Source organism: Paenibacillus sp. FSL R7-0333 (genome assembly GCF_038000365.1).
Taxonomy (GTDB): domain Bacteria; phylum Bacillota; class Bacilli; order Paenibacillales; family Paenibacillaceae; genus Paenibacillus_AQ; species Paenibacillus_AQ silagei.
Genome location: NZ_JBBOBZ010000001.1, coordinates 3,470,616 through 3,487,126, shown reverse-complemented (window position 1 = coordinate 3,487,126; position 16,511 = coordinate 3,470,616). Strand labels below are relative to the sequence as shown.

Here is a 16,511-nt window from a genome sequence, read left to right as displayed (position 1 = left end):
GAGCGGTCTGTTCCCCCAGCCTCCACTCCTACCATTTGGCATTTGCCCTGTTGGCGGCAATCACTTCAAGGAAGCGGTCGGGATAATTCGTATGCACTCCGTCTACTCCCCAAGAATAGGCTTTATCCATATTAAGCTGGTAGTTCACCGTGTACGGGATGATCTTGAGCCCGGCCCTCTTCACCTGAGCTACATAAGCGGCGCTGATTCCCTGGAAATTCGGGCTGATTCCTACGGCATAGGTCTTCACGGTATCCAGATAGGACTGAGTCACCCTCGTAGCCCCATAATCATTCCATACCAGCTGGTATAGCGGAATATCCGGGTTAATCGCATGAAGCTTCCGCAGACTGGCTGCGCTGAAGGAGTGAACGGACACCCTTTTGGCGAGATCATATTTCAATATCGTATTATTCAGGATCGCTTCGATCCCGAACTTCGATGCAGGCTCCTTGATTTCGATCATATAGTTGATGTCCTTGCCGAATGTCTCGAATACTTCTTCAAGCGTTGGGACGGTAAGCCCTGTGTATAGATCTCTGGCGAACATCGGGTAGTCCTGATTGAACCAAGAGCCTGCATCGAGCTGCCTGATCTGCTCCAGGGTCATATTTTTCACAAAACCTTTGCCGCTCGTGGTACGGTTAACCGTCTCGTCATGTATCACAACAGGAATCAGGTCCTTGGTCAAATGAATATCGAGCTCAATCGAGTCGGCACCCATCTCACGTGCCAGCTCGAAGGCCGGTATCGTGTTCTCGGGAGCATAACCGGATGCGCCGCGATGGGCAATCGTATAGACTTTGTCCGCCGGCTCGATCATCTCCTTCACCTTCACCCGGATGACCGGAGAATATGCGTACAGTGTGGAGAACAAGGAAATACACAATACAATGTGCACTCCGATAAAATAACCCTTATGTCTGAATATCTTCGTCATGCTGTTGTCCCCATTTGTGTGTGATTATAAAAAGCTCAAGAGAAAAGAACTGGAAAGCGTAATCGTCACTGCGGTGAACGCTCCCAGGCGGGCAGCGGCTCATGCACGAATTCCAGCCAGTATACATGCCGTTCATGCCGCTGCTGTTTATGTTCTGCGTAGTAGAGATATGTCTTCAGATGCTTGACCAGCCGCAACTCCTGCTGCTCAATGCCTGATTCCTCCGCGATCTCTCTATACAGCGCGTCTTCTACACTCTCATCTGGTTCTACCGTTCCTGCGGGGACCTGAACCCCGGCCTCCGGCGCATCCCGGTGCGTGAAGACAAGCAGCTTATCGTTATACGTGATGTAGGCCAGGACTTTCCTGTATATCTGCATGATATCCCCCTTCCTGCAAACCCAGACCCTGCCCGGTCAATTATTCTCAAGTCTATCTATCGTATCAGACCTATGTGGCGTAAACAATCCATTGTTCTCGTACCTGAACTAAATACCCGCAGCCGCCATCCAGGCTAGCACACTCTCTCCTCTCGCTTGGTATTCGGAGCAGGAGGAGACGCTCGCTTTTCAGGCCGAAAAAGGCTTACTCTACGGATGGAAAATACCTCCGTAGAGTAAGCCCCAAGGCTGGTACAGATCATAGTAACCGCTAAGCCTGCATACTATCCAGTTCAGCAGATATCCGGTTTCTGGCCGCATCCACCACGCTAAAATCCATCGCGGCAATATAAATTTCCTTTAATTCATCCCGGTGCACCTTGGCCTCTGCCAGAGCGGCTATTGCCGTTTTCATTGTGGCCTTATATTGTGCGCTTATTTCCTCTAGCGGTCCGGCGAGGCGCTCATCCGTTCCCGGTGCAATAACAGCTTCATACGTATCGATGATTACGTCTCCTTCCCGCTCCGGATAATATTCATGCGGGCTGGTGCTGTCAAAGACCGCAAAATCAAGCTCACGCACAATAACCATATCCAGACTGTGGGGATCGAATCCGCAATGATAGATTTCCGTATCAAAGCCCCTCTTCTCTGCCTCAGCAGCGATTTTGCGGAGTATGGTTGATTTGCCTGTTCCGGCCCGGCCTTTGAGGAAGAAGCGTCTGGATAGTCCTTCGGTCAAATTAGGTACAAAGTCAACCGATCCTGCCGGCGTTGCTGCGCCCAAAAACCGGTGCTTCACATCAGCATGCCTCTGAAGCTGTGCTTCGCCAAACAACTGTTCCAGCATCCGGGCCGTTAATTGATCCGCCTGGCCGAAGTCCATATGCTCGAAGTACATCTTTTCCCATTCGTCATGAATGTTCAGAGCCACCGCAAATCTGCTGTACGCTGCCGCATAGGCATCCGCAGCCTTCCGGTTAAGCTCCTCAATGATCTCCCTTTGACCGATAAGCGCTGCCGAGTCCCACGCTTCCCCCAGGTTCACGTATTCCCGGGCTGCTCCGGGAGCCTTGGGCTCGATCACATGGGGCGCCGTCCCGTCAACAATGCCCACGCCAAGCGCCGGAATAATGACCCCGTCAATGGAATCCTTATCAGATGAACAATGAATCAGCTCAATATCGTATCCCCGCTCCGCCCATTCCGTACCGATTGCTCTCATCAGCGAGGATTTGCCGGTACCGGGACCGCCTTTCAAGATGAATATCCGCCGGAGTCCTTGAAGATTCGATTCGAACAAACTGTAGAAGCCAAGAGCCGTATTGCCGTCTGCAAAATATCTTAAAATTCCCGCAGCCATACACCCACTTCCTTTCCCGTTGCAGCCTGATAGGCTTATAACCATACAATATGCGTCAGGTATTTGTAAGGTTCCAGCAGCGGCGGAAATTCCGTCCATTCCACGTGAAGATGCTGAAACTAAATGCCCGCAGCCGCCATCCGTGCAAGCACCTTCTCCCCTCTCGCTTCCAGCTCCCCGCCGCTGAACTTTGGAAGTACAAGTTCGGAAACGATATTCCCGTCCCTCGTAAAAAGAACCCTGTCCGCCCTGGCGGCGACTCTCGCATCATGGGTCACAAGCATGATGGCTGTGCCCTCTTGGTTGATGCCTGCCAGCAGCTCCATGATTTCCTCTGCGGTCTTCGAGTTCAGCGCACCGGTTGGCTCATCGGCAAACAGAATCTCCGGCGTATTGATTAGTGCGCGGCAGATCCCGGCCCGCTGGAGCTGCCCGCCAGATACCTCAGTAGTATCCCTGTTTTCCAGCCCGGCAATGCCTGTCTGGATCATTAGGTCTCTCGCTTTTTGCACGAGTTCCACTGTATTCCTCTTGCCGTCCTGCACGGCGGGAAGCATGATATTATCCAGCAGATTCAGGTTCCTCAGCATCGTGGGCTGTTGAAAAATAAAGCCCATGCGGGTCCGGCGAAAATCGGCAAGCGCATTTTCCCGGAGCCCGGCTAGTTCCGTATCGCCAAATTTCACGGTTCCCTCAGTAATCTCATCCATGCCGCTGAGTGCGAACAGCAGTGTGGTTTTGCCTGAGCCTGAGGGCCCCATTACGGCAACAAATTCACCTTCTGTTATATCTACGTCTACTCCATTCAATGCCATGGCTTGCTCTGCACCCTTACCGTAAGTTTTCACAATATGGGTACCTGTAATGATGCTGTTCATCTGCTAATCCTCCTTGATATGCCCGGAAATTTGCAAAGCCTGGATGCCGGAACTGCCTAACCTGGTAGCTGCAACGACACAGCCTGCAATCAGCAGGGGCGAAAAAAGATAGACAAACCACGGATTTACCTCGAAATGGAAGGCTGACGCGCCGAAGGACGACACGATCGCCACACCGGCAAGCTCTCCGAGCGTATTTGCCAATAGCGTACCGGTGATGACACCCATCCCCAGCACGGTAACGGAGCGTGTAAGATATTGCCTCCGAATATCCCTGCTAGTGAAGCCTATGGATTTCAAGATGGCAATGGAATAACGGTCCTTCGCCACCAGTAACTTCATGAATAGCGTTGTTACCAGCAGAATGAGCAGAACGGTTGCCAGAGTTGCGACGATGGATGCCTTTTGTATAGCCTTGCGCATAGGACCAAGCATCTGCCCGATGGTCTCGTCGATCCCGGTAATTTTGGCAAAGGGGAATTGTTCCCGGTACTGTGATATGGCCGCCTGAACACTCTGACGGTCACGGAACGTAACCGCAATTGAGGCGCTTAGAATCTCCCCGTGATTCATCTTGAAATTAGCCTGAGCTGTACGCCCGCCGTTCGTAACATCGGAGTAAATTCCGCACACCTTCAGGTGCTTTTCCGTGCCGTCAGCGATAACAACGATTTCATCCCCGACATTCATTTCAAGGTCTTCCGCATTCAGTACCGAGAGGGCGATCTCCGCTTCCGCTTGCGGTACACGGCCTTTGGAGTACGTAACCGGAAAAGCGGAATAGTCCCCGAAGGTCACCCGCAGCTTCTCTGGCGTTCCGTCATCCGTTCTCCTCTCTAGCATCCGGCTGGTGAACATAGCATATTTCTCAACGTTCTTATCTTCCGCCAGCCTGGCTGCAACCTCCGCCGCCTTCCCCGGGACATCCTCCACCTGTGTCCGCAGCACTCCGATATTAAGGTCACTGATGCCCATACCCATATTAGTGATGAAACCGGGTGCAGAGATCGTATTGCTGATATTGTACGGCACAATCATAATGAATGAGGAGATGACGAGCACCATCGTCATGGTGACATACAGCTTCTTACGGGACAGCACATCCTTGATGCCTAGAAAGATATTCCGAGTGAACAGCCTGTTGTAACTCAGCCGGAAGCTTCTGCCCGGTTTCGAGGATTCCCGCGATGCGCCGAACCTCACCGCCTGCGCCGGGGAGATGTTGCGGAAGCGCCGCAGCACACCATTCACATATAGCATGACCACCGCGAAGATGAGCACCGCCCCCGCAAGTCCGCTGAGCAAGCCGGGAAACCGGCTCCCGCTATCACCCATATATAGACGAATATTGTGCATAAAAGGGATCTGGAGCGGCAGAGAAGCTAGAAAACCCAGCACGCAGGCTACACCCGTGATCGCACCGTATTTCGCAAGGTAAAGCTTCTTGATCTGTGTTACCCGCATCCCGACGGCCTTCAGTACGCCTATTTCCTTGTAATCCTCTTCGACCGTTGCCAATAGCGTGAAGCGGATACATAAGAACGCCACGAGAATGACCAGCATGCCGATTAACACCAGCACAGCAATCATAATCCCGTCCGTAATGCCGTTAATCATCTTCACCTGATTGTACGTGATCGCAGGCGGACCGTTGGCCGGGAGACCCGCATCCAGATACGCTGTCTCAAAAGCGGGATAGTTAACCCCCTCAGACAGCCGGAATTCAATCAGGTGCTCCAATTGTCCGAACTCACGGACCCTCTCGAAATCCGCCTGGCTGACCAGGAACCTTTTGGAGCTTACCAGTGCCGCGTTCATAGTCGAATCCCGCAAAAACCCCGCAACGTGGAAGGAAATACCGTGGATCGTCAGTGTATCTCCTAGTGCTGCGTTCCCTTCCTGCCTGTAATAGACAGGGACATAGATTTCACCGTCTGCCGGATGAATCACCCCGCCGTTTAAGTCCAGCAGATAGTCGAATTTCTTGCCCTGTACGGAAAGACCATTGTCCTGAATGCTTCCTGCAAGCGAATCGTTCCCGATCACTATCTCTGCACCCTCAATATTTAGGAACTCCTGCACCTGATATTCCTCAACACTTCCATTCGTGTCTGCGAAGCGCCGCAACTGGTCCATATCAACGTTTCCTGTATGCATCTGCATGAAATGGAGCGCCTTCGCCGATAGAAGCATGTTATCGATCGCGCCGGACAGATTCACTGTAAGCGATGCGGCGAGCGAGGTTAGCATGGCGGCAACGAGGATGAACGCCATAATCGTGCCGGTAATCAGCTTGCTTTTGCGCAGATCATTTTTAATTAATTTTAGATACATGTCACTCCTCCGTCTATTTGTGACCTTACAGGTTTAACCTTTGGGGAAAATGAGGACGAACTCCTTGGTATAGGGTGAGACTGCGTCTATTACGCTAACTCCCCCGGAATGCTGTTCCATCACCTTGTGCACAATAGCCAGTCCTAGCCCAGTTCCACTGCTGGTGGTTCTTGAAGTGTCGCCGGAGACAAACGGATCGAAGAGATTTCCGGTGATGGCCTCCGGGATCGCTGCTCCATTATCGGCAATATGGATTGTAATCCGGCTGGGCTCATCCGCCAGTCCTACGAATAACAGGCTGCCTGACGGGTTATGGCGGATTGCATTAGTCAGCAGATTGCCGATAGCCCGGCTAATTTCCAGCGGATCTGCTATATAAAATACGGGCTGGTCGGGTAATTGCAGTTCTAAGCTCATCTGTTTTCTTTCGATTTCACCAAACAAAGCAGCGCAAGATACGCGAAGCAGTTCCACAAGATCAACCTTCGCCAGCTTCAGCTTGTATTCAGGCGCACCCAGCTTGGAGTAGGCCAGCAGCTGGTCAATCAATTGGTTCATCTGTCCCGATTTCGCTTGGATAGCCAGATGGTATTCCCGCTGTTTGTCCGGTTCCTCAACCAACCCGCCTGCCAAGGCCCCTGCATAGCCTGAAATCGTAGTCATGGGAGTTCTCAGATCATGGGCAATATGCGAGAACAGCTGCATCCGCTCATTCTCCATGCTCATCCGCTGTTCTTCGGCATTCTTCAGCCTTTGGGCCATATAGTTGAACGCATCCCGCATTTCTCCAAATTCCGTTTCCGTCTCAAAATCCAGCCTGGTATTCAAATGGCCCGAGGTCACCGCCTTGAATCCTTCTTCCATCTTCCTTACAGGCTCCATAAGCTTCCTGTTGATCCCGTGCCCGAACAGGACAATCCCGATAAAATACACGGCGGCTGTAATAAGAATCCAGATCACGGACAGCGTGATCTGAAGCGATTCCGTTCCCTTGGCCAGCGGGGAAGAGGCCAGCTCCGCGAAGTTCATCCCGTTCTTCCATGTCAACAGACCGTACAATAGCTCCAGAACCAGGAGCGTCAGCGCAATGCCGAAGGTGTAGCCTATGAATCTGTGCATGATGACTCTTCTGAAGCTGCGCTTGTTCTTCATGGATGCACCTCCAGCCGATACCCTAATCCCCGCACAGTTCCAATGGATACCCTGCTGCCGCCGGGAAGCTTGGCACGCAGCTTACTGATGGCCACCATCACCGTATTATCATCCACGATAGCCGTCTCCTGCCATGCCGCCTCATACAGCTGCTGTTTGGTGTAGACGCGTCCTGGACTTTGCATGAACAGCTTCATCATGTTGTATTCTGTAGCGGTAAGATGGATTGCGGCGCTGCCCAAGCGGAGACTGCAAACAGAAATATCCATACACAGTTCCCCAGCCGTCAGCACCGCCGCTGCGGAATCCGCTGCACCACCGCTATAGCGGCGTAATTGGGCTTTGATTCGGGCAAGCACCTCAAGCGGGTCAAACGGCTTAGTTACATAATCATCCGCACCAAGGTCAAGCCCCAGAATTTTCTCGTGATTCTCTGTCTTGGCACTGACAACGATAATGGGCAGATTGCTGTGCTCTCTCAAGCCCTTAATCAGCTGATAGCCATCAAGCTCCGGCATCATAATGTCGATGACAGCCAGATCAATCCGCGCTGCTTCAGCCTGCTTCAGTGCTTCCCGACCGTTACCGGCCTGGATCACGGTATAGCCGTCCTTTTCTACATACAGGCGCAACAGCTCCCGGATCTCCTTCTCATCATCCACAATCAGAATTGTTTGGTTCATGATTTCACCTCTCCTCCCGCTCATCCCGCCGGGCCGTAAGTTCATTATGTTGGCCCTACCTTTCAGTTAAACACGGGTAACCTTAACATTGCCTTAAGATTTATCATACGAAGCGCGGCTGTCTAAGCAGTTTATAGAGTTTAGGTCAAAACTCATCTGCCATATTGACATTATATTCCTTGAGTTGTAAGATAACATTGTTATATAACTACGTTATTGAATAAGAGGTGTAAGATGCCGCCCAAAAAACAAATCACAGCTGTCCAGATTGTAGAAAAAGCCTTTGAAATGGTACGTCAAGAGGGGTATGACTCGATTACCGCTAGGAAGCTTGCCCAAGCGCTCAACTGTTCCACACAACCGATCTATCAGTCCTTCGCCGACATGAATGGCCTCAAGCTTGCTCTCACCTGCAAAGCCCAAGAATGGATGATGGAGTTTATTTCCATGAACGGGGAAGCGGATTTACCCGCTGAGTTGTCGCGTATCCTGGGATATGTCCAATTTGCCAGTACGGAAAAATATCTGTTCCAGCTTATTTTTGCCTCCGGCGGGGAGAACAGAGGAGCTGACCAGCCGTTTATGCCCAAAGAGACCGGAATAGATTTGAACATGATCATTTATGCTCACGGCATTGTTATGATGATGGCCTACAATACACTTCCCATGCCTTGGGATACCGTTAAAGGGATGATTGTGAAGGCGTATGATTCTTTTACGAGAAGTGATCAATGAATTGGGGAGGAAGTTACCGATGAATAATGGCACACGTTTAAGGATACAAAAGGAACGCACTCACATATTCTCACCCAGCATTACCATTGCAATGTTAGGAGTCATTCAGGGGGATGTCTCCGATCATGATCTGGGTGCAGCCATTGCCGCAGCGGTATCCAATCATGAAATTTTAAGCTGTAAAATAACATTCGATGAGCAAGGAGAAGCCTTTTATGAGAAAACAGAGCAGCCGCGGATTCATATCGAGCCGTTTGACCGTGATTGGAAAGCAGTTGTGCAGGAGCAGGAAACGATTGCTTTTGATTGGATTAACGGAGAGCTGATCCGTTTCTTTGTTAAGCGGCAACAGGACAGTATCCAATTGCTGATACTTGCTCATCATCTGGCAGGCGATGGCCTGGCAGTCTCCTATTTACTGAATGACGTTCTACACGCGCTAAATGGAGATGAGCTGATTTATAAGCGGCTGCAACTTTTTGATTCTAAGACGGTTCCTCCCCGTTCCAAACTAACCCCGTGGATGCGCATCATTCTTCGCGGGCTTAACCGTAAATGGAATTCAACTGGAAGGGCATTTAATTATACTGAATATCAGGAGATGTATCAGAGCTATTGGAATAGCCGAACAACCGAAATTTATTGCGAGGAGCTTAATGAATCGCAGTTATCCGCTTTGAAAAAAACCGCCAAACGTCAGGGAATTACCATTAACAGCTTGCTTACGACAGCCTTCGCCAAATCGGCTCAAGGTCACTCCGACATCGGCCTGGCGGTCAGTGTTCGTCCAAAAAGCTATCGGGGAATGGGTAATTACGCCACAGGAGTTTCGATCCGGTACTGTTATAACAAGGCTCACGATTTTGGGGCGAACGCCCATGAGGTACATAAACGAATTTATAAGAAATTAGATAATCATAAAGCGAAATTCTTCTTGCTTCACTTCATGAATGAAGTATCACCTACACTGATTGATGCTGCCTATTTCTCAGCCTATGGTGGCTACGTGAACAAAGCGGCTCACACTGTTTCGAATCTGTTTGGCTATGGAGTAAAGCCCAAGAGCATCAGCATCACCAACCTGACTACACTAGATATACACAAATCACAGGGCAAATATAGCTTGACCGCAGTCAGCTTCGTACCCCCTCTTGTCCCTAATGCAAGGCGGATCATCGGCATATGTACCTTTGAGAACCGGCTATCCCTTTCATTACATGTGGCAGGCAAAGATCTGTTGTCTGAGGAGAAGGCTTTTTGGGAATCAGCTCTGCGGGAATTAACATCCCTTCAAAATGAAAACGGCATCCCCATCATGAAATGAAAGGAATGCCGCTCTTGTATATCGATTAAATGCCCATATATTTCTCCACACCCTCCGGATCGATGACGACCATCTGCTTGTTGCCGATCAGCTTGATCAGGCCGGAGTCTTCGAATCGGGAGAACTTCCTGCTGATCGTCTCCCGGGTCACTCCGACATAACTGGCCAGCTCTTCCCGGGACAGCGGGAGGTCGATATGTACGCGTCCGCCGCGCGGCTTGCCGTATTTCTCGCTCAGCTCCATGATCATATACGCGATCCGGATTTCCGGGTCTTTGGTCGCCAGACTTTGCGCCAGATTCTCGGTGTGGGCGAGGCGTTTGGTTACGCTTTTGAGCAGGCGCAGAGAAATGTCGGGATTCTCGGTCATTAGCTGCTCCATATCGCTGCGGGTCAGCAGGCAGATATTGGTGTCTTTCAGCGCATACGCACTGAAGTTGCTAAGCTCGTCGCTGTTGAAGATACTGAGTTCCCCGAAGAAATCCCCGTTCGTCAGGATATGCAGAATCTGTTCCTTCCCTTCGGGCGTAATCTTGGATAACTTCACATGTCCCTGCTGAATAATGTACAGCGTATCGGACGGCGCGCCTTCGAGAATTAGCGGCTGGCCCTTGGTGAATTTGCGGTGCTTAATCATTGCGCTGATCCGGGTAAGATCCTCATCGGTCAGCGCGGCAAAAATCGGTACCTTGCGTGTACAAGGTTCTGCGGCGTGCTGGCAGGAATGCTCTTTCATACCGTTCCCCCTGTAATGTGAAATGTGAAGCCTTAATCCACTAATGAGCAATTGTGTTCTTTTCCTCAACGGGTACGAAATGGCTGGTGTCCTCACCGCAGACCGGACAGACCCAATCTTCCGGCAGATCCTCGAACGCTGTTCCGGCAGCTACATCCTCATCGGGATCGCCTACCGCCGGGTTGTAGATGTAGCCGCAAGGGGTACAGATATACTTTTTCATCATACTCATCTCCTATATTCTTAGTAGTTAATCAGTTCAGAACAGACTGCGTTTCCGCTATAATGTCTTCGATGCTCTTGCCGTCAGCACTCCCGCTCAGCCGGACGCCCTGCTCAACAGCCGCCTTGTAAGCCAGCGAAGCCGCAGCGCCCTGCCAGGACAACGCCCCGACAATGACATGATCCTTCACAAAAATCCGTGTATACGCCCCGTTCTCTTCACCGCATACCGACTCATCGCAATTCCGCTCATCGGTGTTGCCGATGGAGAACAAGGACACCCCAAAAGCATTGAACAAGGTCACTGGAACCGCTCTGCGGTATACACTCCGGGCTTCTGCCATATTGCTCCCTGCAATCCTGCCCTGTTCCATCGCTCCGCCCCACAGTCCTTCCACCAAGCCACCGAACTCGGCAACGTCACCTGCTGCATAGATATCCGGAGCACTTGTCTGCAGATGTTCATCCACAATAATGCCGACGCGGACCTCAATCTCCGATCCGTCAACCAGAGCAGTATTCGGAACGATCCCAATGGAGTAGACCACATGGTCACACGGGAAGCTCGTGCCGTCATTCAGCGTAACCCCGGTGACAACCTCTGTCCCCTCAATGGAAGCCACACCCGCTTGAAGAATCACCTTCACCCCGGATTGTTCAAGGATCTCTTGCAGATGCTTAGAAGAGTAGCTGTCGAGCTGTCTGCCCATCAGGGCAGGTGCGTATTCAACCACAGTTACCTTATACCCTGCTTCGTGAAGCGCCCAGGCGGTCTCAATTCCCTGCACTCCTCCGCCAATGACGGTTACGCGGCTGCCTTCCTTAAGGCTGTTCTTCAGCCGGTCTGCGTCAGCCAGATCCCGGATGCTGTGTACATTGGAAAGTCCGGCACCCTGGATGGTTAATGCGCGGTTCTTCGCCCCCATACAGAGCAGCAGCTTATGGTATTCCACACACTGGCCGCTCTCTGTCTCTATCGTCTGGCGCTCCGGGTGGATAGACACGATGCGGGTGGACGACTGTACGGTGATGCGATTATCGCGGTACCATTTCTCCTTCTTGATCAGAACCTTCTCGCTGTGCAGGTCGGTGAACAGGCCCTTGGTCAGCTTGATCCGGTTATACGGCAGGCCGCTCTCTTCTCCAATGATTGAGATTTCCGAGTCCGCGTCCTGATCGCGGATCGCTTTGGCGGCATGGACGGCGGTTACACCGCCCCCAACGATTACGTAATGCTTCGTCATGTTCGCTTCCTCCTCCCTAGATTGAACTGAGCAGCAGATCCGAGACAAATTCGGTTGCATGCTTAATCTTCTGAACCTTCTCAGGCTCTCTTGGGGAGAATCTTACCCGTACGGGGAACTCCACATGGGTCATGCCGGTGGTTTTGATAACCTCGGAGGTGCTCTGTACAGTCATGTTCGTTCCGTTCAGGTAATCCTGAATCACCTCGATCGCTTCTCCGCTCCAGCCGTAGGAGCCAAACGCCGTGGCAAGCTTACCTTCCAGGTTCATCTCCTGCATGCCCTTCAGCACTTCCTCCAGGTTCCCGATCATATCTGCATACTTCGTGGAGCTGCCGATAAAGACGGCGTCTGCTGATTCGATGCTGTGGAGGATGTCTGCGGTGCTGCTTTTATCTGCGTTCCAGACTTCTGTCTCAATATTGTTCTCCTTCAGGCAATTCTCAATGATCGCGGCCATCTTCTTCGTACTGTTCTTGATGGTGGTATAGACAATGACAGCCTTCTTGCCCTGGGTGGTCTCCCGGCTCATTGTGGCATACAGCCCGATGAACTTAGGAATGTCCTCGCGGATCAGGAACCCGTGGGAGGGTGCAATCATGCGGATCTCCAGATCCTTCACCGCTTCCAGCAGCGTTCTTACATATCTTCTGTGCGGATGGATAATCGCTGCATAATAGCCTTTGTAATCTTCGGTGATATCGAAGCCTGCTTCATCGCTGAACAGATGCTCAGCTGCCACATGCGTACTGAAAATATCGCAAGGGAACAGGATCTTGTCTTCCACACAGTATGTAATCATCGTCTCTGCGGTGTGGAGGTACGGTGTTTCTTTGAACAGCAGGGTTTTGCCGCCGATATCCAGGGTGTCTCCGTCCTTCACCACCAGGAAGTTGCGGCTGTGCAGCTTATACATCTCCTGCAGCTCCGGTACAGCGATCTCGGTGCAGACAATCGTAGCATTCAGTGCCTGTGCCGCCAGTGCCGCCAGTCCACCGGAGTGGTCAGGCTCAGTATGGTTAATGACGATGTAATGAATATCCATGAGATCAATCATTCCGGCGAGACACTCGGCATATTCGCGGCCGAACTCCATATCTACCGTATCAATGACGGTCGGCTTGCCTGTTTTGAGGAGATAGGAGTTATAGGTGGTGCCTTTGGCGAGAATCAAGCGGTGGAACGGGACTTCACGGTTGTCTATTTTGCCTACCCAGTGGATGCCCTCGGCGATTTGTCTGGTTTGTGTACTCATTTGTGTTAGCCTCCAATATTTGATTGATAATCCTTATCAGCAACCTCATTCTATTACGCCAGCCGCTGCAAAAGGAGGATTCAAATCAAATTTCGGAAGTTTGTGAAAGCTTTCGTTTGGCCTACTTTTAATGTAGCCTAATTCACGGAAGATGTGGTGCGTGTGGTCACAGACGGGGGTAGAAATCTAATTTAAGTGGATTTAAGCAACTGCTATCTAGTTCGTGCTTGTAGGTTTTCGGTTATGGGGACAGCCGTGACTCCAGAGAATGTTTGGCCCTCCGGCCGCTGTTGTCCCAGATTTCTTGATTAAACCGCTAATCGCGGTAGAAATCCGGTGACAAAGGCGGACGATACCGCTCCTACAGTTCCAAAATTCTCCTCCGCCACTTTTCCCTTTTTCGTATATTTTCAAGTTCAATTTATATAGTGTTTGCCTGACAAGGTTGGCATATCAAGTACCTTATCTCCATCGCTATCAAAAAAAAGCCGATCTCTATAAAGATCAGCTCTTTTTGGCTACAAAGGTGATACAATCAGAGGTCAGCTTAACGGGCTGCCCGTTTCTGTTAATCTCAAATGCTAAGGGTTTTACGATCAGCTGCTCTATCTCCCATCCGGCAAACTGCTGTTTCAAAAGGTCAATCATTCTCTCAGTAGACAGATTCACTTCAAACATTGGGTCCAGCTCTTGCTTATTCTCTAGAAGCATTTCCCGGATATTGGACGCGATAATAATGCAATTCGCCCCGCCTGCTCTTGTCCCGGCATTCATTTCACTCAGTTTCTGCTCCAGTACCTGTGCCGACCTCACATGTTCCAATGAAGATACGGCTACGATAATATCATATTCATTTGGTTCAATAGAAAAGTGTTCAATATCAGATAAAATGGGTACAATGTAAGGCTCGACACCGAATTGCTGACTGTAACTCTTCAGCTTGACTATGGCTGATTCCAGCAGGTCTACACATACAACTGTTCCGTTCCTATGCTTAATCGATTCGGCGATCGGAATGCTGTTCCGGCCAACTCCAGCTCCCAGATCCAGTACGTTTATGTATTCTTGATCCTTATATTGATTGATAAGATTAATGACTGTAGTAACGGGTCTATGCAGCCAGGAGCCTGGCTCAAATAAATCGTAAATATCATAACATTGATCATGATATTTCTTCTCTTCGGATCTGATCCTGGCTAATCTGTCCATTTGTCCGCCCCCAAACTTCAAATGCTCCGCCCGAGAAGATTCCAAGGAGCGCAGCCGAGAGAATTGTAACATATCTCTGTAAACTTAGTCAGCAGCAAATCACATCACAACCCTTCATCACCTAGATAGAACAGGTAATAGCATAAAACAAGAGCAGCCCCACATGGGAACTGCTCCTGTCCTTGATAATATTAATTCGCATCAAATTACACTTAATGTCTTATGTTACTTGGCAGGCGCGGGAACACTTTCAGCAGGAACCAGAGCAGGCACTAGCTCCGGAAGCGCCTCTGTGACAGTCCCTTCCTGAGCAGGGACCGGCGCAGGGGCAAGCCCGGAATCAGATTGGACAGCGCTTGCTTTCGGCATCGTTACGGGAGCACTCTCCTCAGGGGCTGCTACAAGCTCAGGCAGCGGCTGGGCAATTATTTCTGCTTGAGCAGATCCTGGAGACTGCTCAGCGGGAACCGTTACAGAATCAGCAGATTCAGCTGGCCCAGCAACAAGTTGTCCTGCTTTATATTCCTGGGCGGGGATGGTGCTGCTCTCGGCAGGCTGGGTTCCAGAACCTTTGGCTGGCTCGGTTATTTTACCTTCGGGCACTTTGGAAGCTGCAATTTCGGAAGCGGCATTGTCAGAAGTAGTATACTCCGAGTCGGCGACTACTTGCGGTGTCATCTTGGAGGCCAATGCCGCCGTAGAGGTGCCGATCCCTGCAATTAACAGGGCTGCGGTAACCGATAGGAAGAGGGTCTGTCTGTTTAGTTTTTTGACGTTAAGCATATGGGTTAATCTCCTTTGTAATTGTTTGCCGTCACCGGATAACGAGGCGTAGAAGGCTCCGGGTTGGCTGGTTGGGCCTGCCATGACATTCAGTATGGTCCCGCCGTAACGTTTGCGGTCGGCATGAGACATCTCCTGCACCACCTCCTGGTCACAGGTCAGCTCGCTCCAGGTATGAAGCTCATGACGGACCGTATGAACCAGCGGATTGTACCAGTGCAAGGTACGGACGAATAGCAATGCAGCCTTGATCCACAGATCCTTCCGCTTCAGATGAACCAATTCATGGCGCAGCACCATCTCCATATCCAGATTGGCATGACTCTGTATAGGCAAATAGATCGACGGTCTCCATAGACCGGCCAGAAAAGGACTGCGTGCGACAGAACTGTACGCGAGCTTCACGTTACATGTGAGGCCAAGTTCCTCCTTGATGCTCCTTAGCATCTTGGCTGGCTCACTATTCTCCGGTACCATGGTACGGGTACGCTTAAGTACTCTGGTAAACCTGCGGTACGCATACCCTTGCCAGGCGGCAAAAATGATGGCTCCCGTTGCCCAGATCCCTAACAGGATATATGCGGTACTTGCGGAAAGGGCTAGAGCAGGCTGCAGAGATTCCGCTACATACCCGGTTAGCCCCCCATTTTGGGGATTCTGTACACTTGTGGCTACGCGCGGTGCGCTTAGGTGTTGGGATAACCACGGCAGGATCAGAGCTATAGGGATCAAATAAAAGACTAAGGAAAGTTTAATGAGTCCGTAACGCCATCGGGCCGGGAAATGTCCGGTGGAGAACCTCCCCAGTGCCTGAATACTGAGTGTAACTACGCTTCCGGCAATGGTTAGCGGGATTAGAATATCGAGTAAGGTCTTCATCGTCTCACCTACTTTTCCGAGAACCATTGCTTCAGCTCGTCAATATCCTGGTCCGACAGCTTGTCGCCGTCATACATGGCAGAGATCAGATTCTTGACCGAACCCTGATACAGCCCGTCCAGGACATGCTGAGTCTCCACCAGCTTATAGTCCTCAGGCGAAATGCCGGGCACATATTTGTTCAGCCGCCCATGCCGGGTAGCGGTCAGAAACCTCTTATCTACTAACCGTGACAAAAAGGTAGAGATCGTCTGCGCCTTCCAATCCTTTCCCTTCTGCGCGAACAGGTTCAGCAGCTCCGTTGAAGTAACTGGCGGCGTACTAGCCCAAATGGCTTCCATTAACTCTAATTCTGTATCCGATAGCTTCTGAATCTTGTTCACCGTGAACACCT

Annotated in this window: 16 protein-coding genes; 2 read left to right on the top strand and 14 right to left on the bottom strand. The window is 50.9% G+C overall.

The window, feature by feature from the left end:
* Nucleotides 1–28: 28 nt before the first annotated feature.
* The 7 genes from MKY86_RS14490 to MKY86_RS14460 all read right to left on the bottom strand — a co-directional run bounded on the left by MKY86_RS14490 (nucleotide 29) and on the right by MKY86_RS14460 (nucleotide 7,730).
* Nucleotides 29–940, bottom strand: coding sequence for a glycerophosphodiester phosphodiesterase (locus MKY86_RS14490; RefSeq protein ID WP_076075482.1), 912 nt, complete (start codon nucleotides 938–940; stop codon nucleotides 29–31).
* A 65-nt stretch (nucleotides 941–1,005) separates the two neighbouring features.
* The gene (locus MKY86_RS14485; RefSeq protein ID WP_076075484.1) at nucleotides 1,006–1,320 is read right to left on the bottom strand and encodes an NUDIX domain-containing protein; all 315 of its coding nucleotides are present in this window, start codon (nucleotides 1,318–1,320) and stop codon (nucleotides 1,006–1,008) included.
* 271 nt (nucleotides 1,321–1,591) lie between these two features.
* Nucleotides 1,592–2,683, bottom strand: a complete 1,092-nt coding sequence (locus MKY86_RS14480; protein ID WP_076075487.1) for a PRK06851 family protein — start codon at nucleotides 2,681–2,683, stop codon at nucleotides 1,592–1,594.
* Nucleotides 2,684–2,802: 119 nt separating this feature from the next.
* The gene (locus MKY86_RS14475; RefSeq protein ID WP_076075490.1) at nucleotides 2,803–3,561 is read right to left on the bottom strand and encodes an ABC transporter ATP-binding protein; all 759 of its coding nucleotides are present in this window, start codon (nucleotides 3,559–3,561) and stop codon (nucleotides 2,803–2,805) included.
* A 3-nt stretch (nucleotides 3,562–3,564) separates the two neighbouring features.
* The gene (locus tag MKY86_RS14470; RefSeq protein ID WP_076075493.1) at nucleotides 3,565–5,895 is read right to left on the bottom strand and encodes an ABC transporter permease; all 2,331 of its coding nucleotides are present in this window, start codon (nucleotides 5,893–5,895) and stop codon (nucleotides 3,565–3,567) included.
* 33 nt (nucleotides 5,896–5,928) lie between these two features.
* Entirely contained in the window at nucleotides 5,929–7,047 is a 1,119-nt protein-coding gene (locus tag MKY86_RS14465) for a HAMP domain-containing sensor histidine kinase (protein WP_076075496.1), read from the bottom strand.
* Entirely contained in the window at nucleotides 7,044–7,730 is a 687-nt protein-coding gene (locus MKY86_RS14460; protein ID WP_076075500.1) for a response regulator transcription factor, read from the bottom strand. The genes MKY86_RS14465 and MKY86_RS14460 overlap by 4 nt, the downstream gene beginning before the upstream one ends.
* A 234-nt stretch (nucleotides 7,731–7,964) precedes the next feature.
* Here MKY86_RS14460 and MKY86_RS14455 point away from each other — a divergent pair, with 234 nt between their 5' ends.
* A complete protein-coding gene (locus tag MKY86_RS14455) occupies nucleotides 7,965–8,465 on the top strand; it encodes a TetR/AcrR family transcriptional regulator (RefSeq protein ID WP_076075517.1) in 501 nt (166 codons plus the stop codon).
* A gap of 19 nt (nucleotides 8,466–8,484) precedes the next feature.
* The gene (locus MKY86_RS14450; protein WP_076075520.1) at nucleotides 8,485–9,789 is read left to right on the top strand and encodes a hypothetical protein; all 1,305 of its coding nucleotides are present in this window, start codon (nucleotides 8,485–8,487) and stop codon (nucleotides 9,787–9,789) included.
* A gap of 25 nt (nucleotides 9,790–9,814) precedes the next feature.
* Here the strand turns inward: MKY86_RS14450 and MKY86_RS14445 are convergent, their stop codons facing one another.
* The 7 genes from MKY86_RS14445 to MKY86_RS14415 all read right to left on the bottom strand — a co-directional run bounded on the left by MKY86_RS14445 (nucleotide 9,815) and on the right by MKY86_RS14415 (nucleotide 16,500).
* Nucleotides 9,815–10,525 carry a Crp/Fnr family transcriptional regulator gene (locus tag MKY86_RS14445; RefSeq protein WP_076075522.1) on the bottom strand — a complete coding sequence of 237 codons (711 nt, stop codon included), beginning with the start codon at nucleotides 10,523–10,525 and terminating at the stop codon, nucleotides 9,815–9,817.
* Between the two features lie 40 nt (nucleotides 10,526–10,565).
* Nucleotides 10,566–10,748 (bottom strand): rubredoxin, encoded by a 183-nt coding sequence (gene rd / locus MKY86_RS14440; RefSeq protein ID WP_076075525.1) that lies wholly within the window; start codon nucleotides 10,746–10,748, stop codon nucleotides 10,566–10,568.
* A 31-nt stretch (nucleotides 10,749–10,779) separates the two neighbouring features.
* Nucleotides 10,780–11,991, bottom strand: a complete 1,212-nt coding sequence (locus MKY86_RS14435) for an NAD(P)/FAD-dependent oxidoreductase (protein ID WP_076075528.1) — start codon at nucleotides 11,989–11,991, stop codon at nucleotides 10,780–10,782.
* 16 nt (nucleotides 11,992–12,007) lie between these two features.
* Nucleotides 12,008–13,246 (bottom strand): FprA family A-type flavoprotein, encoded by a 1,239-nt coding sequence (locus MKY86_RS14430; protein WP_076075530.1) that lies wholly within the window; start codon nucleotides 13,244–13,246, stop codon nucleotides 12,008–12,010.
* A gap of 504 nt (nucleotides 13,247–13,750) precedes the next feature.
* On the bottom strand, nucleotides 13,751–14,455 hold the full coding sequence (locus MKY86_RS14425) for a class I SAM-dependent methyltransferase (RefSeq protein WP_076075533.1): 705 nt from the start codon (nucleotides 14,453–14,455) through the stop codon (nucleotides 13,751–13,753).
* 225 nt (nucleotides 14,456–14,680) lie between these two features.
* Nucleotides 14,681–16,144, bottom strand: coding sequence for a M56 family metallopeptidase (locus tag MKY86_RS14420; RefSeq protein WP_083684470.1), 1,464 nt, complete (start codon nucleotides 16,142–16,144; stop codon nucleotides 14,681–14,683).
* Nucleotides 16,126–16,500 carry a BlaI/MecI/CopY family transcriptional regulator gene (locus tag MKY86_RS14415; RefSeq protein ID WP_076075535.1) on the bottom strand — a complete coding sequence of 125 codons (375 nt, stop codon included), beginning with the start codon at nucleotides 16,498–16,500 and terminating at the stop codon, nucleotides 16,126–16,128. Before MKY86_RS14415 ends, MKY86_RS14420 begins: the two co-directional genes overlap by 19 nt.
* Nucleotides 16,501–16,511 lie beyond the last annotated feature (11 nt).

Excerpts from the sequence above, each read along its gene's own strand:
- MKY86_RS14490 (WP_076075482.1), bottom strand. The coding sequence starts at position 940 with ATGACGAAGATATTCAGACATAAGGGTTATTTTATCGGAGTGCACATT.
- MKY86_RS14485 (WP_076075484.1), bottom strand. The coding sequence starts at position 1,320 with ATGCAGATATACAGGAAAGTCCTGGCCTACATCACGTATAACGATAAG.
- MKY86_RS14480 (WP_076075487.1), bottom strand. The coding sequence starts at position 2,683 with ATGGCTGCGGGAATTTTAAGATATTTTGCAGACGGCAATACGGCTCTT.
- MKY86_RS14475 (WP_076075490.1), bottom strand. The coding sequence starts at position 3,561 with ATGAACAGCATCATTACAGGTACCCATATTGTGAAAACTTACGGTAAG.
- MKY86_RS14470 (WP_076075493.1), bottom strand. The coding sequence starts at position 5,895 with ATGTATCTAAAATTAATTAAAAATGATCTGCGCAAAAGCAAGCTGATT.
- MKY86_RS14465 (WP_076075496.1), bottom strand. The coding sequence starts at position 7,047 with ATGAAGAACAAGCGCAGCTTCAGAAGAGTCATCATGCACAGATTCATA.
- MKY86_RS14460 (WP_076075500.1), bottom strand. The coding sequence starts at position 7,730 with ATGAACCAAACAATTCTGATTGTGGATGATGAGAAGGAGATCCGGGAG.
- MKY86_RS14455 (WP_076075517.1), top strand. The coding sequence starts at position 7,965 with ATGCCGCCCAAAAAACAAATCACAGCTGTCCAGATTGTAGAAAAAGCC.
- MKY86_RS14450 (WP_076075520.1), top strand. The coding sequence starts at position 8,485 with ATGAATAATGGCACACGTTTAAGGATACAAAAGGAACGCACTCACATA.
- MKY86_RS14445 (WP_076075522.1), bottom strand. The coding sequence starts at position 10,525 with ATGAAAGAGCATTCCTGCCAGCACGCCGCAGAACCTTGTACACGCAAG.
- rd (WP_076075525.1), bottom strand. The coding sequence starts at position 10,748 with ATGAAAAAGTATATCTGTACCCCTTGCGGCTACATCTACAACCCGGCG.
- MKY86_RS14435 (WP_076075528.1), bottom strand. The coding sequence starts at position 11,991 with ATGACGAAGCATTACGTAATCGTTGGGGGCGGTGTAACCGCCGTCCAT.
- MKY86_RS14430 (WP_076075530.1), bottom strand. The coding sequence starts at position 13,246 with ATGAGTACACAAACCAGACAAATCGCCGAGGGCATCCACTGGGTAGGC.
- MKY86_RS14425 (WP_076075533.1), bottom strand. The coding sequence starts at position 14,455 with ATGGACAGATTAGCCAGGATCAGATCCGAAGAGAAGAAATATCATGAT.
- MKY86_RS14420 (WP_083684470.1), bottom strand. The coding sequence starts at position 16,144 with ATGGTTCTCGGAAAAGTAGGTGAGACGATGAAGACCTTACTCGATATT.